The 20,604-nt window shown below is 46.4% G+C and carries 13 protein-coding genes; 8 read left to right on the top strand and 5 right to left on the bottom strand.

Annotated elements, in window-relative coordinates; genetic code table 11:
* Positions 1 to 114: 114 nt before the first annotated feature.
* The 4 genes from H6570_06690 to kbl are packed head-to-tail and all read left to right on the top strand — an operon-like array spanning position 115 to position 3,377.
* The gene (locus tag H6570_06690; GenBank protein ID MCB9318950.1) at positions 115 to 690 is read left to right on the top strand and encodes a hypothetical protein; all 576 of its coding nucleotides are present in this window, start codon (positions 115 to 117) and stop codon (positions 688 to 690) included.
* A gap of 3 nt (positions 691 to 693) precedes the next feature.
* A complete protein-coding gene (locus H6570_06685) occupies positions 694 to 1,164 on the top strand; it encodes a type I restriction enzyme HsdR N-terminal domain-containing protein (GenBank protein MCB9318949.1) in 471 nt (156 codons plus the stop codon).
* Positions 1,165 to 1,217: 53 nt separating this feature from the next.
* Positions 1,218 to 2,162, top strand: a complete 945-nt coding sequence (locus H6570_06680) for an NAD-dependent epimerase/dehydratase family protein (protein ID MCB9318948.1) — start codon at positions 1,218 to 1,220, stop codon at positions 2,160 to 2,162.
* An 18-nt stretch (positions 2,163 to 2,180) separates the two neighbouring features.
* A complete protein-coding gene (gene kbl, locus H6570_06675; protein ID MCB9318947.1) occupies positions 2,181 to 3,377 on the top strand; it encodes a glycine C-acetyltransferase in 1,197 nt (398 codons plus the stop codon).
* Here the strand turns inward: kbl and H6570_06670 are convergent.
* The gene (locus H6570_06670) at positions 3,367 to 3,969 is read right to left on the bottom strand and encodes a DNA-3-methyladenine glycosylase I (protein MCB9318946.1); all 603 of its coding nucleotides are present in this window, start codon (positions 3,967 to 3,969) and stop codon (positions 3,367 to 3,369) included. The two genes, kbl and H6570_06670, sit on opposite strands and share 11 nt — an antisense overlap.
* A gap of 127 nt (positions 3,970 to 4,096) precedes the next feature.
* Here H6570_06670 and H6570_06665 point away from each other — a divergent pair, with 127 nt between their 5' ends.
* From H6570_06665 to H6570_06655, 3 genes are all read left to right on the top strand, one after another.
* A complete protein-coding gene (locus H6570_06665) occupies positions 4,097 to 6,349 on the top strand; it encodes a carbohydrate binding family 9 domain-containing protein (protein ID MCB9318945.1) in 2,253 nt (750 codons plus the stop codon).
* A gap of 196 nt (positions 6,350 to 6,545) precedes the next feature.
* Complete coding sequence (locus tag H6570_06660) at positions 6,546 to 6,908, top strand: hypothetical protein (protein ID MCB9318944.1); 363 nt, start codon at positions 6,546 to 6,548, stop codon at positions 6,906 to 6,908.
* A 117-nt stretch (positions 6,909 to 7,025) separates the two neighbouring features.
* Positions 7,026 to 8,033 (top strand): hypothetical protein, encoded by a 1,008-nt coding sequence (locus tag H6570_06655; protein ID MCB9318943.1) that lies wholly within the window; start codon positions 7,026 to 7,028, stop codon positions 8,031 to 8,033.
* On the opposite strand, the gene H6570_06650 is transcribed toward H6570_06655, so the two are convergent.
* Together H6570_06650 and H6570_06645 are read right to left on the bottom strand one after the other, a co-directional pair.
* Entirely contained in the window at positions 8,015 to 10,408 is a 2,394-nt protein-coding gene (locus H6570_06650; GenBank protein ID MCB9318942.1) for a GAF domain-containing protein, read from the bottom strand. The genes H6570_06655 and H6570_06650 overlap by 19 nt on opposite strands.
* 207 nt (positions 10,409 to 10,615) lie before the next feature.
* Entirely contained in the window at positions 10,616 to 11,914 is a 1,299-nt protein-coding gene (locus H6570_06645; GenBank protein ID MCB9318941.1) for an aspartate kinase, read from the bottom strand.
* Between the two features lie 181 nt (positions 11,915 to 12,095).
* Between H6570_06645 and H6570_06640 the strand changes: the two genes are divergently transcribed.
* Positions 12,096 to 14,138 carry a helix-hairpin-helix domain-containing protein gene (locus H6570_06640; protein ID MCB9318940.1) on the top strand — a complete coding sequence of 681 codons (2,043 nt, stop codon included), beginning with the start codon at positions 12,096 to 12,098 and terminating at the stop codon, positions 14,136 to 14,138.
* A gap of 64 nt (positions 14,139 to 14,202) precedes the next feature.
* Here H6570_06640 and H6570_06635 read toward each other — a convergent pair whose 3' ends face one another.
* Both H6570_06635 and H6570_06630 read right to left on the bottom strand, forming a co-directional pair.
* Positions 14,203 to 18,129, bottom strand: coding sequence for a gliding motility-associated C-terminal domain-containing protein (locus H6570_06635; GenBank protein MCB9318939.1), 3,927 nt, complete (start codon positions 18,127 to 18,129; stop codon positions 14,203 to 14,205).
* A 26-nt stretch (positions 18,130 to 18,155) separates the two neighbouring features.
* Complete coding sequence (locus H6570_06630; protein MCB9318938.1) at positions 18,156 to 20,600, bottom strand: hypothetical protein; 2,445 nt, start codon at positions 20,598 to 20,600, stop codon at positions 18,156 to 18,158.
* Positions 20,601 to 20,604 lie beyond the last annotated feature (4 nt).

Below are 20,604 nucleotides of genomic sequence, written 5' to 3'. Positions count from 1 at the left end.
GGGCCGCAAAATTAGGAAACTGCTGAGAGTCGACCAATCGAAATATTAAAAAATGGATCATTGGTGATTTTTAAGTGAAACCTTTAATTTCGCGTGGTAAAAATCAAATTATCAATGAAAACCAAGGTAATCAGTCTACTCGCCATCGGACTATTTCTGGCCTGCAACCAACCCAAACAAGGTCCAAACATGATCGTGGAGGGTTATGAAGTGTATGCTATTCCCAATTCCAACATTCAACGGGTAGTCAAAAAACACGATACCGGCAAAGTCATCGAGACCGGCTATCTGGAAAGTGGGAAAAAACATGGTTTGTGGATTACCTTCAACGAACGGGATGGCCGCATCACGTCTATGACCAGTTACATCAATGGCCTTAAAGATGGTCCTTATCTGAAATTCAACAACAGTGAACAGATCGATCTCAAAGCCAATTACGAACAGGATGAGCTGCATGGCCCCTACTGGGAATACCAGTATGGCCGGATTCTTAAAGAAGCCAACTACGACCATGGCAAACTGGAAGGTGTCTACAAGGAATATTACAACAACGGCAAGGTCCTGAAGGAAATCGAATTCAGTAAAGGCTTACAAAACGGCTTTTACCGCTATTACGATGAAAATGGTAACGTTACGGTAGAATACGAATACAAGGACGGGGAGAAGATCAGTGGTGGCATAAAAAAATAACCGGTGCGGCCGCTAAAAGTACACCTTAGTTCGTACCATGGTTATCTCCAAACCCGTAAACAAGATCAGAAAACCACCATCTGGGATCCGGTAAGACGCAAGTTTGTCGTACTGACGCCGGAAGAGTGGGTGCGTCAACTGTTGATCCAGTATTTGATACAAACCTGTGCCATCAGCCGCAATCGCATCGCTGTTGAGAAGCAGTTTAAACTATACGGCCAGACACGGCGATTTGACCTGATGTTGCTGAATGACGACTTCAAGCCCTGGCTGATCGCCGAGTGCAAGGAACCTGAGACCGTCCTGTCCCAGCGAGTGTTCGACCAGGTATTCAAATACAATTTACATTTCGAGGTCCCCTATTGCCTGGTTACCAATGGACAGCATGCATACCTCCTGCATCTGGATGCGAAGAAGCAGGATTCGGGAACAGAATATGACTTCATCCAGGACTTTCCAATGAGCCCCGGTTAGATTATTAAAACATATAGAAATTCGGTTTATTTGCTCTGAATAAGCCTTAACGGATGACAAAGCGAGAACGAATTTTAGTCACGGGCGCTTCCGGCCAGATCGGAACCGTGCTGGTACAGGAATTACGGAGTATTTATGGTATAGACCGGGTCATTGAATCCGACATTAAACATCCGGGAAATAGTGATGGGCCATTTGTCGGTTTGGATATTCTGAATGCACAGCGGCTCGGCGAGATCGTAGACGATTTTGAGATATCCCAGATCTATCATCTAGCCGCCATCCTCTCCGCGAATGGTGAGTGGAATCCCATGAAAACGTGGAATGTCAATCTCAACGGTTACCTTACCATTCTTGAACTGGCCAGAGAAAAACGCATTGATAAAATCTTCTATCCTTCTACCATTGCCGTTTTCGGCAAAACGACACCTCGCCTGAACACACCGCAGCATACGGCTATGATGCCTGAAACCGTATACGGAATTTCAAAACAAAGCGGAGAATTACTGAGCAACTATTACCATCTGAAGTATGGTGTGGACGTGCGGTCATTGCGTTATCCGGGTATCATCGGATACCAGTCTATCCCATCAGGCGGAACGACCGATTATGCTGTGGAGATTTTCCATCATGCGCTTAAAGATCAGAAGTACACCTGTTTCCTGGCAGAGGATACCACCCTGCCGATGATCTACATGCCTGATGCGATTCGAGCGACCATTGAGCTCATGGAGGCGCCATCTGAATCCATTCAGGTTCGCTCCAGTTATAATTTATCCGGGGTAAGTTTTTCACCTCAGGAGATCGCCGCAGAGATAACCAAACACATTCCGGAATTTACGATCGACTATGAGCCGGATTTCAGGCAGAAAATAGCTGAATCCTGGACCGCCACCATTGATGACAGCATGGCCAGAGAACAGTGGAAGTGGAAAGAAGAATACGACCTGGCCAGAATCACCGAGGATATGCTGATGCATTTACGCGGTATCTTATAAATCATAAACATTCAGATCATGTTCAAGCACATAGCACCTTCCATCCAGGCTGAAATGCAGGACCTGCGAGACCAGGGATTATACAAGGAAGAAAGAATAATCATCACACCGCAGGGAGCTTCCATTAAAACCAATAACAACAAAGCAGTCCTTAATTTTTGCGCGAATAATTACCTGGGATTATCCTCGCACCCGGATGTCCTGAAGGCTGCGAAAGAAGCCATCGATACCCATGGTTTCGGGATGTCTTCGGTGCGATTCATCTGCGGCACCCAGGACCTGCATAAACAACTGGAAGCGAAGACCGCAGAGTTCTTAGGCATGGAAGACACCATCCTTTATGCCGCTGCCTTTGACGCAAACGGGGGCCTCTTTGAACCCCTGCTTGGTGAAGAAGATGCGATCATCTCCGATCAGTTGAATCATGCCTCTATCATTGATGGCATCCGTTTATGCAAAGCCAAGCGTTACCGGTATCTGAATAACGACATGAATGATCTGGAAGATAAGCTAAAGGAGGCACGTAAAGATGGCGCACGGCGCATCCTGATCTCGTCAGACGGTGTTTTTTCCATGGATGGCATCATTGCCCAGGTGGATAAAATCTGTGACCTCGCTGACCGCTATGAGGCCATGGTCATGATCGATGAATGTCATGCTACCGGTTTCATCGGAAAACGCGGACGGGGAACCCATGAATACCGCCAAACCATGGACCGGGTTGATATCATTACAGGAACCTACGGGAAGGCATTGGGTGGTGCCAGCGGCGGCTTTACTTCAGCCCGGCGTGAAGTCGTGGAACTGCTCCGGCAGCGATCACGTCCTTACCTCTTTTCCAATACGGTAGCCCCCGCCATTGTTGGTGCTTCGATCAAGGTTTTGGAAATGCTGACTGCTTCAACTGCACTCCGCGATAAACTGGAATGGAATACGCAGTATTTCCGGAAAGGCATGACAGAGGCCGGATTTGACATTATTCCGGGAGAACACCCCATTGTTCCGATCATGCTGTACGATGCACCACTCGCACAGCAATTTGCCAGCGACCTGCTGGAAGAGGGTATCTATGTGATAGGATTCTTCTACCCGGTAGTTCCTAAAGGAAAAGCCCGGATCCGGACACAGATATCAGCAGGCCATGAAAAGGAGCATCTGGATCATGCGATCGAAGCATTTACCAAAGTTGGTAAAAAACTGGGCGTTATCGGTTGAATACCTGGGACCAGTCCTTTGCAGCATCCTGAGCTCTAAGTTCCTCATACCGAAAACAGGTTGTCATATGGTCCTGGACCATTCCCACGGCCTGCATGAAGGCATAACAGATCGTTGATCCGACAAATTTGAATCCATCTCTGCGAAGCGATTTACTCATAGCATCGGATTCTGCGGTGAAGGCAGGAACGTCGGTCTTTTCATGGTAAGCATTCCATTTGGGCCTATAATCCACAAACTGCCACAAATAAGCGGAGAAGTCCGTACCACGTTCCCTTAGCTCCAGAAATGCACGGGCATTGGTCACAGATGCCTCAATCTTGAGCCGGTTACGTACAATGCCGGTATCCTGAAGAAGTTGAGCGATCTTTTTATCGTCGTAGTGTGCCATCCGGTCCGGGTCAAGACCATCAAATGCTGCATAATAAGCCGGGCGTTTTTTCAGTATGGTAATCCAGCTCAGTCCAGCCTGGGCCCCGTCCAGGATTAGTTTTGCGAATAACTCCTTGTCATTCGTGACCGGGACACCCCAGTCTTCATCGTGATACCTGATGTATTCCGGATCTTCCCCGGGCCAGCTGCAGCGTTCCATTCATTGCGTTTTCCGCCGTGAAAATAAGGATTTTAAATACCTTTATCCCCCACATTAGATAACAGGAAATGATAGGCAATTTGCCACTTCGATACCTGGTATAATCCGTTTTACTGAGGAAAATATTATGGTTCGGTCAAATCTGATAGTTGCTTTAGGTCGCTTCAAACACGTACCCACCGGAGCAGCAATGCTGGTCTTGAGTTTATGGTCTTCATTCCTGTATGCCGGAGAGGACGCTCCCCTCACGCTGGTCCACTTCGACCAACCCATCGTACTGGACGGAAAACTAAATGAACCCATGTGGGATCTGGTAGAACCGGTAGATCTGGTCACGCAGTTGCCAACCTATGGAGCGCAGCCCTCTGAACGCACTGAAATCCTCCTTGCCTATGACGACAATTTTCTTTACATGGGGGGAAAATTGTACGATAGTCAGCCGGAACTGATCGCCGCCAATTCCAAAAAAAGGGACGCATTCGTGGGTAACACCGACTGGTTTGGACTGGTACTGGATTCGTACAATGATAAACAGAATGCGCTAGCTTTCTTTACCAATCCCAACGGCCTGCGCTTCGATGCCAATGTCCTCAATGATGCCATCGGCCAATTACCCATCAATGTCAGCTGGAATGCGGTCTGGGATGTGGCTGTTGATATCAATGATGAAGGCTGGTTTGTAGAGATCAGGGTTCCATTCTCATCGATTCCGTTCCAGGTGAAAGGGGATGAGATCGTCATGGGGCTGATCTGCTCGCGATACATTGCCCGCAAGAATGAGAATATGATCTTCCCTCCCATTAACAATGACTATGGTGAATGGAGTGCCTGGAAACCTTCCCTGGCGCAGGAAGTCAAATTAGTCGGGGTGAAGCCTAAAAAGCCTTTTTACATCGCTCCCTATGTCACCGGAGGGTTGCACACCACCCAGCAACTGAACAATAACAACACCGGCTATGAATCCAGGACCCAGCCCACCTACGACGCGGGTTTGGATGTACGCGTAGGCCTGACCTCCAACTTAAATCTGGACTTGACGTTAAACACCGACTTTGCCCAGGTAGAAGCAGATGACGAGCAGGTAAACCTCACTCGATTTAGTCTGTTTTTTCCCGAAAAGCGACAATTTTTCCAGGAACGTTCCGGCATCTTTAATTACAATTTTGGTCCGGAAGATTATTTATTCTATAGTCGACGGATAGGTCTCTATGATGAGGACCCGGTGCGGATTTTGGGAGGTGCCCGCATTGTAGGAAGGATCGGCAACCTGGATGTGGGTGCTCTAAGCATGCAAACGGCAGCCGTGGACTCACTTGGACTTCCTTCTTTGAATCATTCCGTTGTCCGGCTATCAAAACGAATCATCAACAGCCAGTCGGATGTAGGCTTCCTGGTGACCAATCAGACTGATTTCAAAGGTAACTTCAATACCACCTATGGTTTGGATACCCGATTGTTGATTTCCAAACTTGATTTTATCAACATTCGCTGGGCACAGACCTTAAAGCCGGAATTGAAGAACAACCCATTTAACACCGAAGCTGGCAAATTTTGGGTCAGTATGTCCCGGCAGAACATCACAGGTTTTTCCTATGGAGTGAGTTATTCGTATGCCGGTGAAGATTTCGACCCCGTTCTGGGCTTTCAGGGCAGAGATGCCTACAACAGGTATGGTCAACGCACAAGTTACGGCTGGAATGCACCTGAGTCCTCCAAATTGTTGCGTCACGGATTTATTTATCGGGGTGTGACCTACTGGAACCGTTTGTATAATCTGATCATGGATTCACACGCCAGTAAAATGGGGTGGCAATACGTAACCAAAAAAGGAAGCTCTGGAGAGCTGACCTTTAATTATTACCGGGAGCGGTTTTTCGAACCTTACGAGTTTAGCGATAATGTGACCATTCCTGTAGGCACCTACCCATTTATGAATGGAAGCCTGATGTTCATCACCAGCCCCGGCAAGCCCTATTTCATCGTAAGCACAATCACCGCCGGACAGTTTTACAATGGAAATATCCAGAGCATCGAGCTGATGCCAACCTTCAATTTATCGTCGTCACTCGAACTGGGCGGTGCTTATGTATTTAACCACCTGAATGTGGCAGACACCAGGGATGTGATCCATGTGGTCCGCGTCAAAGCATTGTATATGTTCGACACGAAGTTGTCATTATCTTCACTGATCCAATACAACAGCACGGAGAATTCCATCCTTGCCAACATCCGCCTGCGCTATAATCCGCGGGAAGGAACCGATCTGTATCTGGTCTATAACGACGATGTCAATACCGACCGATATGCTTTTGAGCCCATCCTTCCGGTACACAATGAGCACCTTCTTATCCTGAAATACACCTATACTTTCCGGATTTGAGGAAGCCGGAATAATTTCGACTCCGTATCATTGCTTTCGTTAAGAAAATATTAACGGCTGTTAAATATTCGATTGCGTGCAACTTCGATCCACTCTTTTCCGTCATTGTATTGTAACTGCATGAAAAACGCCTCACCCACGGATTAGCAAGAAGTTTTATTGATCTATTTTTTCATTACGCTAAACCTGACTTGTTATGAAGACTGTTTTTTCATTTGCATTCGTATGCCTGCTCGCTATTACCTCCGCATTTGCAAACCCGACTGTACCGAAACACAAGATTGCCGAATCGTCCAATGAATCCCTGAGTAAGGAAATCAGAGACTTTTTGGGTGAGCCAAATCTACAACGTATGGGTATCGATGATGTAACCGTCAAAGTCCAGTTTGTTATCAATACCAACCGGGAAGTACGTGTTATTGAAATCCATACCGAAAATCAGGCATTGAAGCAATACATTGAATCACGCCTGGACAATCAGAAGGTAAAAACAGAGAACATTGAGATCCAGGAAAACTACTTCATCCCCCTGAAATTCAAGGAAGGGGATGCTTCCTGATCCATACGTTTAAGACATTTGTGGCATCATACCTTTCTTAGTTGATTCGGGAACTTATGCATTATTGGGTAGGTTCTTCGAATCAACTTCTTTATTTTGAGAAGAATTGTAATGGTTATGATGCGTTCCTTATACATTGCGTGGCTGAGTTTCTTGTTTTTTACTATTGGTATTTCACAGAAGCAAAACTTCTTCCAAGCCATCAATACGAATAATGTACCTTCCCTCAATATTACATTTGATGCCGCAGCACTGATTGATCAGAAGTATGTAGATACTACCGTTCGTGGATCCATTCAATGGACCAATCTGGACGGAAAGAGCCAAGTGGTACGTACCAAGTTTACCCTGCGGGGTAAATACCGCAGACGTATCTGCTCTTTTCCCCCCATCAAGATGGACCTGGACAAAGATGATCTCCAGGATCTTGGACTAAAAAAACACGATGAATACAAACTGGTCACGCATTGTTCCGATCATCCTGAACAAGAGACCTATGTGCGTAAGGAATTTCTGGCTTATCAAATACAGAATATCCTGCTGCCCTATTCATACCAGACACATTACCTGACAGCTAATTACATCGACGATAGTACTCACAACATCATTTCCGGTCCGGCTTTCATCATTGAAAATGACAAAGACCTGGAAGACCGTTTGGAAATCAAAGAGTTGGACGGATTTCATCCGGGCCTGAACGTCGACTCCATGGCACTTAAGTCGAATGCATTGTTTCAGATGCTGATCGCCAATGACGACTATGACTTATTTGCAGGACGAAATTGCAAAGCATATTCAAAAGATGAACTGGTGATACCGGTAAGTTACGATTTTGACTTTGCCGGATTCGTAAATGCAGAATACGCCCGCGTCAATCCCAATGTTCCATTACACCGGTTACAGGATCACATTTATCTGGGGCCTTCTTTTACCCGGGAAGAATGGAAAGCCATTTCCAAAGAATGGCTATCGAAACAGGATGCCATCAATGCATTGTTTGATAAAGAAGAAATTTTACCGAAAAAGGATATCAATGACCTGCGTAAATATGTTCGGACCTTCTTCCGTCTCATGAAGCAGTCCCCGCCGTTAAAGACCAACGACGTCTATTTCTTTGATAACTGAGGATGCTCGTCGACATTGATCATGACCCGCAGCGCGCGCAGTCCTTCAACATCCTGGAGTTTCTCAATTTCAAAATGCTCGACGTCTTTATCCAGAAATTGATTTTTGATCAGGTAATTAAAGTATTCCTGATACTCCTGCCGTTGGCTTTCATGCATATAAACTACCGACAGATGCCCGGCTTTGCGCAATCGATCCTGAGAACCCTTGATGACTGCTTTATCAACCCGCTTTTTGATGATCTCGAAATCCATATTGTAAACGCCGTCCACATCGAACTTCTTCTCATCGGTACGAAACCGGATATCAATGGCGGAAGGATAGGCCAGAACCATTTGAGCGGTATCCATCGGGCATGACAGTGACGTTTGGATCTTTGAAATCTCCCGGCCGATGCGGCACAGCGTAGTCAGCTGCCACAAACGCAGGTTTTTCAGATGGACATCCGTAAAGGTGGAATCTCTCATAATGGACTGACCGACATAAATGTTGAATTCGTAACCGTCGGTCTTAATCTTTTCAAAATAATGTGGAATCATTTTCTGAGCCCGCTCGTCCTCCTCTTCCAGGATGTGTTCAATGGTGTTATTGATCATCCTGAGGCTTTCTTCGTAATCGCGCCGCTGACGGTAAACAATACCAAAATGCGGATCAAGATCATTGAAATACCCTTTGACCATCTCAGTAACCTGTGGATGGTCGTGTTCGATCTGCCGCAGTATGGAATGAATGTCCGAATGGATGAATTGATAAATACGCACTTCATCACTGGTGGAGATACCTTTGGACAGCGATTCGATAACCTTGTCAATTTCCCATTGGTAATGGGGCAACAAGGGTAAATCCAGGTACTGATTGGCTTCTTTCAGAATTTTCTGGATCCGCTTCAGGTTGTCGATGTAATCCTCGCGAATAGCCTGATTGCGGAAGGATGAAGAGGATACCACATCGGACTGACCGTATAGCGGAAAAACCTGTTTAAACCGGATTGGCTCGGCGCGTTTCAGAGGCACCAGCGGATCTTCATCCAGATATTTGTATGCGGTAGAAATAAACTTCCATTCTACACTGGGATGGATATGGGTGTAATTCGTCCGGATCAGGGCCTGGACGCGGTTCGTGGTTTCTTCCCGGCTTCGCTCTACCGCAATCTCAAATAAAGGGATGAGTTCTGATATCTTCATCAGGTTCAGAGCATTCAACCCATTGGGCCGGGAGGAACCCAGTTCAAGAAAGCCAATGATCTGGCCATGATCATCATTGAGTGGTGCGATTACCAGACTGCGGATTCCATAATTGAGCAATTCAACCTCGATATCGGTAGGATCATGATATTGCACCAGATCCTCGATGACCATGATGGTATTTTTACGGCATAACCGCAGGTAGACCGAATTCTCGTATTCGGGATCAAAGATCTCAAGTGGGCTGTCAATCAAAAAGTTATGTTCAATTTTATACCGGAAAGGGGCCTCTGAGGTCATTGGGTAGTCAAAAGCTTTTACCCCCAGCCGCAAATCGGATACGCCAAAATAATTCCGCGCAATAAACTGCAGATCCTGAATGCTCTGCGGATGAATCAGTGCATCATTTTCAAGCAATTTATGCTTGATCCGTGAAAGGCTTTCTTCCTCCGTCACATCAATGAGATTGGCAAAAACCAACCCTTCAAACTCAAAATGCGTGGGTGGAACGATCTCCAGCCAGGCTTGAGTATCGTAGATGTTGGACAATAACCTGTTGATCTGATCCTGGCTGATCTCCTGTAAAGGCTTCAATTGTTTAATCTCCAGAAAGTCGCCATATAATTCGGACTTATAGTAACGCTCCATGCTCTTGCCTTTGGGACGCATGACGAAGTTAAATGGTGGGTCAATCACGATATTCTGACCATAAAATTTATTCAGGATGACCGCGCAGGCCCGGGCAATTGAAACTGCTTTGGTAAGGATAGGATTGGTTCCAAAACCAAACCGAATTTCCCGGGCAAGCAGCAATTCACTCAGGCGCGGTGTAAAATAGAATCCTTTCAATAAAAACGGTGGTATGGCGAACCCCAGTTGTTTGTCCCGCAGTACGCTGGGAAAAATCCCGGCCAGCAGTAATTCAACCAGATCATCATAACCATCCAGCACGGAAAAGTCCTCGATCGGCTTATGCAATTCAGGGGCATCCTCCAGCATGCTCATGATCTCTTTGGCCAATACGGCCTCTCCCCTGTCTTCGCTGCCCAGCTTGGTCTTCCAGAATTTAATGAGCGGCTCGAAGCTCAACTGGGTTTTAAAGGGAAAAGTATATGGCCCAAACTTCTCTTCATTAATCAGCTGGGCTTTCTTACTGCTATAATTATCCGATTGCGGTGATATGATTTCCATGCGATAAATACCGTTGTAGGCGTAAATAACGTCCAATTACCTTCGGAATGGCTTGCTTTTTAGATGAAGTTAAGCAATTGATTGATCAGTTGTGGTCAGGCATTTTGTTTATCGCCACCAAATGCCATGTGGTACCCTATCTTTTGTGGCGCATCATCATCATAGTCCTCCCAGTTGTAACAATTTTAGCACCTGACCGTAAAGGTTTCAATTGGCTTCATATTCCGGAAGCACCTGAGTCACAAACTGGACAGTGTTTCGAAACCTTTCTTCCAGAAGTATCAATTTATCTTTTTTTAATTGTTCTTCCGTAGCCGGATGTGTATGCCGAATGGTTATCAACCAAACATCCTTGGTTGTCCGGACCGCAAAATGATTTCCCAGTTCATTCACCAGGCCTGTTAAATGCCTTGGCCTGTTCTGCATGACCAGTGTTAAGGTAATAGCAGTGTTGCGAATGACATTGACCTTAAAGCCGTGTTTGGCAACAATCTGGAAAACGGTGACCAGATGCTCTTCCTCCATGAATGCGTAATCAGGTGTAGAGAGCTGGATCAGTACCTGGTCTTCCTCCACAATCACAATGGGTGGATAAACAACATCAACCTGATCTTCAATCCTGGTCCCGGGTTCATCCGGATCTAAAAAGGAGCGTACAACAAGGGGAATCTGCCGGTTCTGGAGAGGCTTAATGGTCTTCGGATGCAATACTTTAGCACCGTAATAAGTCATTTCAATGGCCTCCCGGAATGAAAGTGCATCCAGCTTATGCACCTCCGTAAACCGGTCAGGATCACCTGTCATAACTCCAGGGACATCTTTCCAGACAGTAACCATTTTTGCCTGAAGACAGTATGCAAAAACCGCGGCCGAGAAATCTGAGCCCTCGCGGCCCAGTGTGGTATTTTCGTTATCGGCAGTACTTCCGATAAATCCTTGTGTCAGGATGACTCGGTGCGCTTCCAGCACGGGCACAACCAGCTTTTTAACCGCTTCTTCTGTTTTTTCCCAATCTATCCGGGCCTGCCTGAAATTTCGATCCGTATGGATGAGATCTCTGGCATCCAGCCAGGTAACCGGTACACCACTCTTATTAAGATACGCGGCCAGCAAGGTGGTGGATAAAAGTTCTCCTACAGCGACAACCTGATCATACACATAATCGTATTGTTCAGGTCGATCATCATCCAGCCCCCACTCCAACTCCACGAATAGATCATTGAGCCGGTTGATAACATGGGCATCTTCCGGCATCAATTCATTGGCAATTGTGAGATGATAATCGATCACTTTATCCAATGCCATTTGCAAGACCTCAGGTTGATCAAAATGTGCATTTACGACGGCTTCCAGCATGTTGGTCGTCTTACCCATTGCGGATACGATGAGAACGGTAGGTGCATCCCTGTGTGCTTTGATGAGTCCAGCTACCTGCCTGATACGCTCTGACGATTGGATAGAGGCTCCACCAAATTTGTAAACCTCGATATCTGTCTTCTTTTCCATGTCAATTCCTTCCAATGGACAAAGGTGAGAAAACCTGAAGCATTGCGGAAGCTTTCCTCATTCTTCCCTCCAAATTACTGGACTTCTGGGGCAATTCGTACCGGTTATAATGGACTTTATTGAGGACAGATATCCAAATAGTTCATCTATATTTGGCCATAGCTCTGCAGACACTGGATTGATGATGTCATTGAAATCTTTTTTCGCGTTTCCTATTGTTTTGCTGATGGCAATGGCACCATTGACCGCACAGGAACCTGCAGGGGAACCAGATCTCTCGTTTGTAGAGGACTTTCTGCAGAATGATGAAGGTGTCGATGCGGCGTTCCTGGATGAACTAATGCAGACGCTTCGCTATCGCCTGGAACATCCCCTCAACATCAATAAGGCCGATTATGATGCCTTGAAATCACTGTTTCTGTTATCGGATCTGCAAATTACCGAGATCATCAAGCATCGTATATTATATGGTGACTACCTGAGCATTCTGGAGCTTCAATCCATCACAGCGCTTGACGTCGAAACGATTCGGCGTATTGCTCCCTTTATCACGATCAGGGATGAAGAATCCAAATCCTTTAATCTTCCGGACCTGGGTCGAGGTGATCATGAATTTGTGTCCCGCTTAACCCGGACTCTGGAGAAACGCGACGGTTACATTCCGGATGGCTCGGGAACAACCAGCTATCTGGGAGACCCCAACCAGATCAATTTCAGGTATCGCTACCGGGCAACCAATCGATTTAGTCTTGGAGTAACTGCAGAGAAAGATGCCGGAGAATCCTACTGGACCGCCGGTCAGGGACCTGACTTTATATCAGCCCATGCATCCATTCGGGATGCAGGCAAGATCAAAGACCTGATTTTAGGTGACTATTCCATCCGGCTTGGCCAGGGTCTGGTTATCAATACCCGTTACAATGCTGGTAAAAGTGCTTTGGTAACCAATTTTGCCAAAGGAGGAAGGACCTTGAATCCCTACGGCGCTATCAATGAATTCAATTTCTTTCGTGGTGTCGCCTGCACATTTGAACCAATCCCGCATCTGCAAACAACCGTTTTTGCTTCGCGCCGGCAAGTTGGTTCAAGCATTTTCGATGTTAGCGATTCCCTGGCCATTGCCAGAACCTTTGATGAAACGGGTTACCATCGCACCTTGTCCGAATTAAACCGCAAAGGTGAACTTCGGATGGATCTGGTAGGCGGTGCCATTCAATATCAACATAACCAGCTGAATGTTGGCCTTCAGACAGCCTATTATCATTTCTCTCCACCGGTGGACAGGAGGAATGACACTTATGGATTGTATTATTTGCATGGGAACCACCTGATGACCAGTAGTTTTGATTACCGTTACGTATTCAAAAAGGCATACCTGTTTGGCGAAGTTGCTTATCAGCAGGGACATTTGGCCCAGGTACATGGACTACTCATGAGTTTAAGCCGCAGAGCCAACCTGGGGTTGTATTATCGAAATCTTTCTCCCGAATATATTTTATTGCAAGGCGACATTTTTGGTGAGTCAGGCGTCAACGAACAAGGGTTGTATTGGGGTTTTGAATATCAGTTCAACCAACATTGGAGTTTTCATTCTTATGTCGACTGGTTTAATTATCCCTGGTTGCGTTACCGCATCAATAAACCTTCAGCCGGTCATGAGTTTCTGGGTCGCATGCGGTATTACATCAAGCGAAAGCTGGAGGCCTATGTTCAGGTGCGTTATGAGCAGAAAGAACGGAACAGTTCCGGTAGTTCAGACGTACCAGGCACCGTGCAGCCCTCTTATTTGCGGCGTTACCGGCTTCATGTGGACTGGGACATTAACCGCAGCTGGAATTATCGCAGCCGGTTAGAGTACTCTCATTTTAACGTAGTCTATGGCAATAAGGAACAAGGATGGATGTGGTATCACGACTTCATTTACCATCCACTGGAATATCCCATATCGCTATCCGGCAGAATTGCCCGGTTCAATACCGGTGGCTTTGATAGCCGGATCTATGCCTATGAGCAAGATCTGATCTATACCTTCTCCATTCCATTTTATTACTTGAAAGGATGGCGGTATTACTTGAATGCACGTTATAAATGGGAAGGATTCACCTTTGAAGTACGGGTGGCACAAACCCGTTTTGATAACCGGGAATCCATAGGTACAGGGCCAACAAAAATAAACGTCAACCACCGGACCGATTTACGCGCCCAACTCATCTACCGTTTTTAAAATTACTCCAAAAAAAAAAAATGGGAACCCCTTCGGGTTCCCATTCAACAAACAGAATACTTCTTTATCGCAATAAGGTTATATTCCCTTTTTTCGTTAACGTGTCTCCGTTTTCACACCGGACGAACAAGTAGTAACCATAGACATCGGGAGGCAATTCTTTATTCTTAAAGGTGCCATCCCATCCGGAAGATTGGATGGTGGACTCAAACACCTTCTCTCCCCACCGATTGTAAATAAGGAGTTGCATTTCATCAATGATCGCTCCCCGCACATACAATACATCGTTATTTCCATCTCCATTCGGCGTAAACGCATTGGGGATGAATATGTAAGGCATGTCGCATTCCGGTTGACGTACGGTGACCTGAACCGTATCGGATCCGGTACAACCATTGAGGTCTGTGACCTTAACCGTATAAATGGTGGTCTGTTCAGGTGTGGCCAGCGGATTGGAGATACCTGGATTATCCAGTGTACCGGCCGGATCCCACATATACGATACATAGTTGGGATCAACATTTGTCTCCAGCTGCGAACTTTCCCCTCTCAAAATGGTCGTCGGATCAGCTGTTGCAACCACCGGAGGTTCAAATGTATAAACATCCAGATTAACACTATCAGACTGCATACACCCTGCTGCGTTACTTGCATTAAAGACGTAGGTTCCTGATGTTTCCGGTGTAAGAGTGATGGTAGTTTGCCCGCCAGCCGGAACAGTATAACTCATGCCGTTCACTTCAACTGTAACATTCTGGTCGCCAGAGTTAGTAACCAGGACTGGCACTTCATCACCTTCACAAATAACATCTCCTGCCATTACATCGTAACCGATATTCAAACTTCCGACATTGAGCGTTATGCTTTCGGAAAGCTGGCAATTAAATGCATCAACTGCCGTCACGGTGTATGTGGTGGTTGCCGTGGGTGTTACTTCCAGAACCGGATCCGAACCGAGGTCATTGGTTCCATCCGTCCAGGATATACTTACCCCTTCTCCGCCTTGTACAATTGCTTCCAGAGAAATGCTTCCCATACCGCATAATATGGTATCCATGGTAGCCGGGCTCAATGCCAATGTATAGATTGGTGGAACCCAAACCAGTGTGGAATCAACAATAGAACAATCGGTTGCTGCATCTGTGATGGTCACATAAAACCGAGTGTCTGTCATCACCGTAGCCAGGGGATTCACGGCATTGGGGTCATCCAGGCCTTCTGCAGGACTCCATTGGAAGGTATATCGACTACTGCCATTGGGGTTCAGGTAAACCGGATTTCCAAAACAGGATTTAGTGGAATCCGGGATCTGATTGGCGGCATCCAAAACCGGTATCCAAAGAACCACGTCTTTCTCCGCTTCACAACCCATCGTATCTGCGATGTGCACATGGATTACCGTATGGGTATCAACCGCTATTTTGGGCGAAACAGCATTTGGATCGTCAAACAAGCCGGGCGGGCTCCAGGTATAAATCAGGTCCGGATTTCCATTCGGATTCAGTGTTTCTTCCCGGTTAAAGCAAGTCTCCGTGGTATCTCCGATAGCATCAAGTGCATCCACAACGGCAATTCTGAAATAGACCGGTTTTGAGGCGGTACAATTGGCATCATTGACGTCCGTCACGGTGACCATATACAACCTGGATTTCGATGAGGTTGCCATCGGATTGATCGCTGTCGGATTGTCAAGGCCGTCGGATGGGCTCCATTGATAGGTGAATCCGGTGACACCATCCGGATTAAGCGGTGTCGGTGTATCCGGACAGGCATCGATCGTATCTTTTATCCTTGCCAGAGCTGCCAGAGCGGTATTGACCAACTCCACTTTACGTTCAATGATACAATCATCTCCGTCAGGCAACGCGATCATTACGGTGATCTGCAATGAGCTGTCCAATACAATCGTCGGATTCACTGCATGGGGGTCCTCAAAAAGATCAGCAGGACTCCAGGTATATTGATAACTGGTATCTCCTCCCGGATTCAATTCGATCACGTCACCGAAGCATCCATAAATGGAGTCTTTGATGTTCTTGGTCACCTCCGAGCCATCCAGTAAGGTAATTTGCTTGGATATGGAGTTCATACAACCATCCATGGTGCTCAAAATAACTGTAAAGGTCCCCTCCGAAGGGAAGGTATAGGTGAAGGAGCGATCACTGATGACTGTATCCGTACCGGTAAAATTCCAGATAAATGATTCTGCCCCGGTGCTGGTATTGTTGACATCCACGGAAAGCAGACCGCATTCATTGCTCAATTCAAACTGCAGGTCCGGCTTAAACAGCACGGTGACCAGTATCGAATCGGAATAGAAACATCCATTCCCGTTATTGGTCGTATAATACAAAGTAACATCCTGTATGTCTGCAGAATAGAATGTAGGCATTATCTGATCCAACCCACCTACCAGGTAAGGGCTTGGATCCCAGTTAATAAACACTCCATCGGGAATGACATTCCTGAATGGGTTGATGGTTACAGTATCTCCGACGCATACCTTCGCAGAATCAGCAAGCAGGTCAGTGTCAAAGAAATTGGCAATAAAGGATCTGTGGGCGGTAGCAACACAGGTACTTGAAGAGGTAACTTTTAAGGTTACATCCAGTAACGTTCCATTCGGCAAATTGAAGGTCGGGTTCTGGTCGGTGAAGGTCAATTCGGTACTATCGTATTTCACGGTCCACAGCCATTCCATCGGAGTGCCTTCTTCATCCACGGTTTGATCCAGAAGCTGGATGCTCAGGTCATTATTGGCGCAGTCTACCGGCTGCCATCCAATACCGGCCGTAAGCCCTCCTTCAAATACCGTAATTGTCTTAAAGGTTGTATCAAAACAGAGTCCATTTAGACCTGCAATCAATGCAACCCGGTACTGACCATACGCCGGATAGGTATAGGACGGACTTTCTTCCATTGAATTGGCAGTGGTATCGCCATCAAAATCAAAATACCATTTGGTAAAGTCAGAATTCGTGCTGGCATTTGTAAAATAGGCCGTCAGATCTCCGCAATAGGCATCGGGTGAAGTTATGATCGCCCGGATATCCAGGTTACAGTCCCGCACATTGTACTGGAAGTCCCGGTGTACGGTGGAAAGCAACACACCATTGCGGTATTCGTCGACACAAAGACCGACCACAAACTGACCGATGATTTCAGGTGTTCCTGTCAAGTGCCCGGTTGCCGGATCCACGGTTAACGCATCATCCGGGTTACCCAGCATATCACCCTGGCTGTAAATGGCAGAGGTCCAGGTAATATGGTCGTAGGGCGGACCTGCCGGTGGTTGTGGGCGTGGCTCTGCTCGTGTACCCCCTATCCATGGTGTGGAAAGCCGGTATACCAGTGAGTCACCATCTTTATCGGTAGCCGTATGATTGAATTCTATTCTTTCGTTAGCACAGATGTAGATGGGAGCCCAGGCGTCAAAAGTTGGCGAACTGTTGCCCAACTGCATTGCTTCTTCTGAAAGCCGGACAAATAAAGACATCCCGGTGTTCAGCGGGTCATTTACGTTATTCAGAGAGCGGTTCCGGCAGCATCGTTGATAGGTCAGCCAATACCCTCCGGTACGAAATGGAAGGTTCACAATCATTTCATAGCGCGTCTCGTGTACACACACATCATCGATGGTGACCGTACAACGGTTAATGAGGATCTGATTGAGTGTGTCGTCTCCATTAAATGGGATCAGAATCTGTCCTCCGGTGGCCAGGTCTGTCACCAGGTTACCATCGGCATCAAAAATACCGATTGAAGCAGGGTCATCAAATAAGGCATCCGGAAAAGCAAGCTTACAGTCCCTTCTTACAACCAGGACCACTTTGTAACGGTCATTCCCAAGATATTCATAGGTAAGGTCCCCACCCACCAGGTGAGAAGCGCTAGCGTCCTGCCATCCCAACACAATCAGTGTGAGGATAAGCGCCAGAGACTTGAGGCTGGTCAGGCTGCTGTCCTTTATATTCTGAAACCAAACTGGCATCCTATTGCTATACATACCTTCCAAGATTATTTAGTACGTTTAATTTGGACAATTTCAACCCGGCGTTCCTGGGATGCCGGCACACTGTAAATGGAATTTCGCGGATCATCAATTTTGTCGCTTACACCACGGGGTACCGCAGTTTCGCCAAAACTTTTCTGCTGGATCTTCAATTGTCCAGATTGGATATAAGGTTTTAAAACGCCATTTTCAAACTCTTCGATTTCATTGAGTACGTTTTGTACTCTGCGCTGACCAAGCCGGTAATTGTAATCAGCAGACGAACGTGGACTTGCATATCCTTTGATGGAAATTTCCAATTCTGCTCCGTGTTCCAGATTCAACTGCAGAATTTCAAGGAACTTGGATAAATCTTCACCTCCTTTCTTCACCCGGTTTTCAAAGAATCGCTGTAGTTCTGTTGTCCCCTGCGATATTGAAGCTCCGGCAAGCCCTTCCGTAAACATATTGATGTAATTACTTTCCTGTGTCAGATAGGGCAGGAACATATCCCCGTAGCGGGTATCGGTAGAACTTTTCCAGGATTTTGGGTCCGGCAAGTCGTTGTCGAAGAAGACAATCAGAGGAAGGAAGGATTCCAGATCTCCGAGACCCAGATATACTTTCTTATTGATCGTATTCACATCATCATAATCTCTGGTATCGATCTCCAGTGATTCGGGTGCGTATCCTTTTTTCGAAACAAGCACAAGATATTTCTTACCCCTCAATAGCGGGAAATGATAGTCATTGCCATCCTCATTGGTCAGGGTCAATGGCGCCTGCAGGGTATCCGAAAGGTCAACCAGCGTAACTGTCGTACCAGGTAACGGTTCCAGCGTGGTCTTATCAAAGGTCAGCAGATCCAGATCGATGGTCTGTGACTTGAGGAACAGGTTTTTCTTAATATCCAGACTCTCAAATACATCCAATGTATTGAAGAACAAAGAGTCCGGATCAAAGCCATCTTTTTCAGCTACTACTTTGTATTCTTTTCCACTTTCCAGTGGAAACACAAACAAGTTGGAATCCAGATTGGTGATCATAATGGGATCTGATTCTGGATCCGTCAGATTGTGCAATGTAACGGTGGCCCCCAACAGTGCTTCACGAGAGATACGATCGAACGTGGAAGCCAGCAACCGGATATCGGAAGTATTGAACTTTAACTTATAGATATCATAACAACAGGCTTCCTGTGTTGACTCCACATATTGGGCTCCGAGCCGGTTTGAGGAAAGATAGCCTTCTTTGCCATCATCTTTCATGCTGAAATAGACGTCGTTATAGCTGGTATTTATAACATTGCCCATGTGATTGATCTTCCCCCAGCCCTGGCTGTATTTGGCGATTTTGTATACATCAAAGCCGCCCAGGCCTTTTTGCCCGGTAGAGCTGAAATAGAGGGTATTCGTAGGGATATGATAAAATGGAGTTATGTCATCTTCGTTGGTGTTAGCCGCAGCGACATTGATGGGTTGATTAAAGGTCCCATCTGCATTAACCGAGGTACTCCAGATATCCAGCTTGCCCTTACCACCCGGCCTGTCCGAGACGAAGTACAACACCTCTTTCTGCATGTTCTCGTCGTATCCGACATTGGGCTGAGTTGAAGTAATGCTGTCCTGATTGATGTAATCGGGCAACTTAACTGCCGGGCCCCATACACCGTCTTTCTTATCCCGGTAGTACAAGTCACATCTTAAATCTGAGGCATTGACGTATTCGCAAATGGTAAAATACAGCCGGTCTCCTTTTTGGTTGAAGGCTGTATGTGCCGTGATCTGCATGGAGTCGCTGAGTAAAGACTCCCGTTCCGCCTGACCCATGGCAGATGATCCCATGATCTGGGAATAAAGCACCGGAGGCTGATTTTTATTGACTACATGCTCAAATCGCAAGCTGGAGAATAAGAGTGTGTCTCCCATCGGAGTCGCTCCAAATTCCGTATAAGGTGAATTGATCTGATCTCCCAGGCGCTCTATTTCCACATCTTTTCGCTCTCTGTTGATGACCTGTTTGGCCCATTCTGAGGCCATGACCTCCTTATTGGCTTTTTCAGTTTTCCAGTCATTTGGTTGTGAGCTCTCCGCGATGTAAAAATTGTATGACTGAATGGCCTGATCAAAAAGACCTAATTTCTGATACATTTCGCCGAGATAAAACTGGGCATCCGGGTATTGATTGTTCTTATCCAGTTCGAGCACTTTTTCATACCAGATCTTTGCCCGGGTATATGCATTGAACTGGCGTGCTGCCTCAGCCGCCATATAGGCGACTTCCAACTGGGTACTATCAAAGGCCAAAGCTTCTTCGTAGTAGGCTAAAGCCGAATTAAAGTCTTTCTTATCGTAGGCTTCATCAGCACTGCGGATAAATGCCTTTTTGGTCTGTGCAAATCCACCGGGGATCAGGTAGATCATACTCAGCACCAAGGGCAAGACGTATTTTATGTATCGTGTTAAGTTCATAATC

The sequence above is a fragment of the Lewinellaceae bacterium genome (genome assembly GCA_020636135.1).
GTDB lineage: Bacteria > Bacteroidota > Bacteroidia > Chitinophagales > Saprospiraceae > JAGQXC01.
The sequence above is the reverse complement of the archived record's forward strand: the minus strand, read 5'-3'. Positions and strand labels throughout refer to the sequence as shown.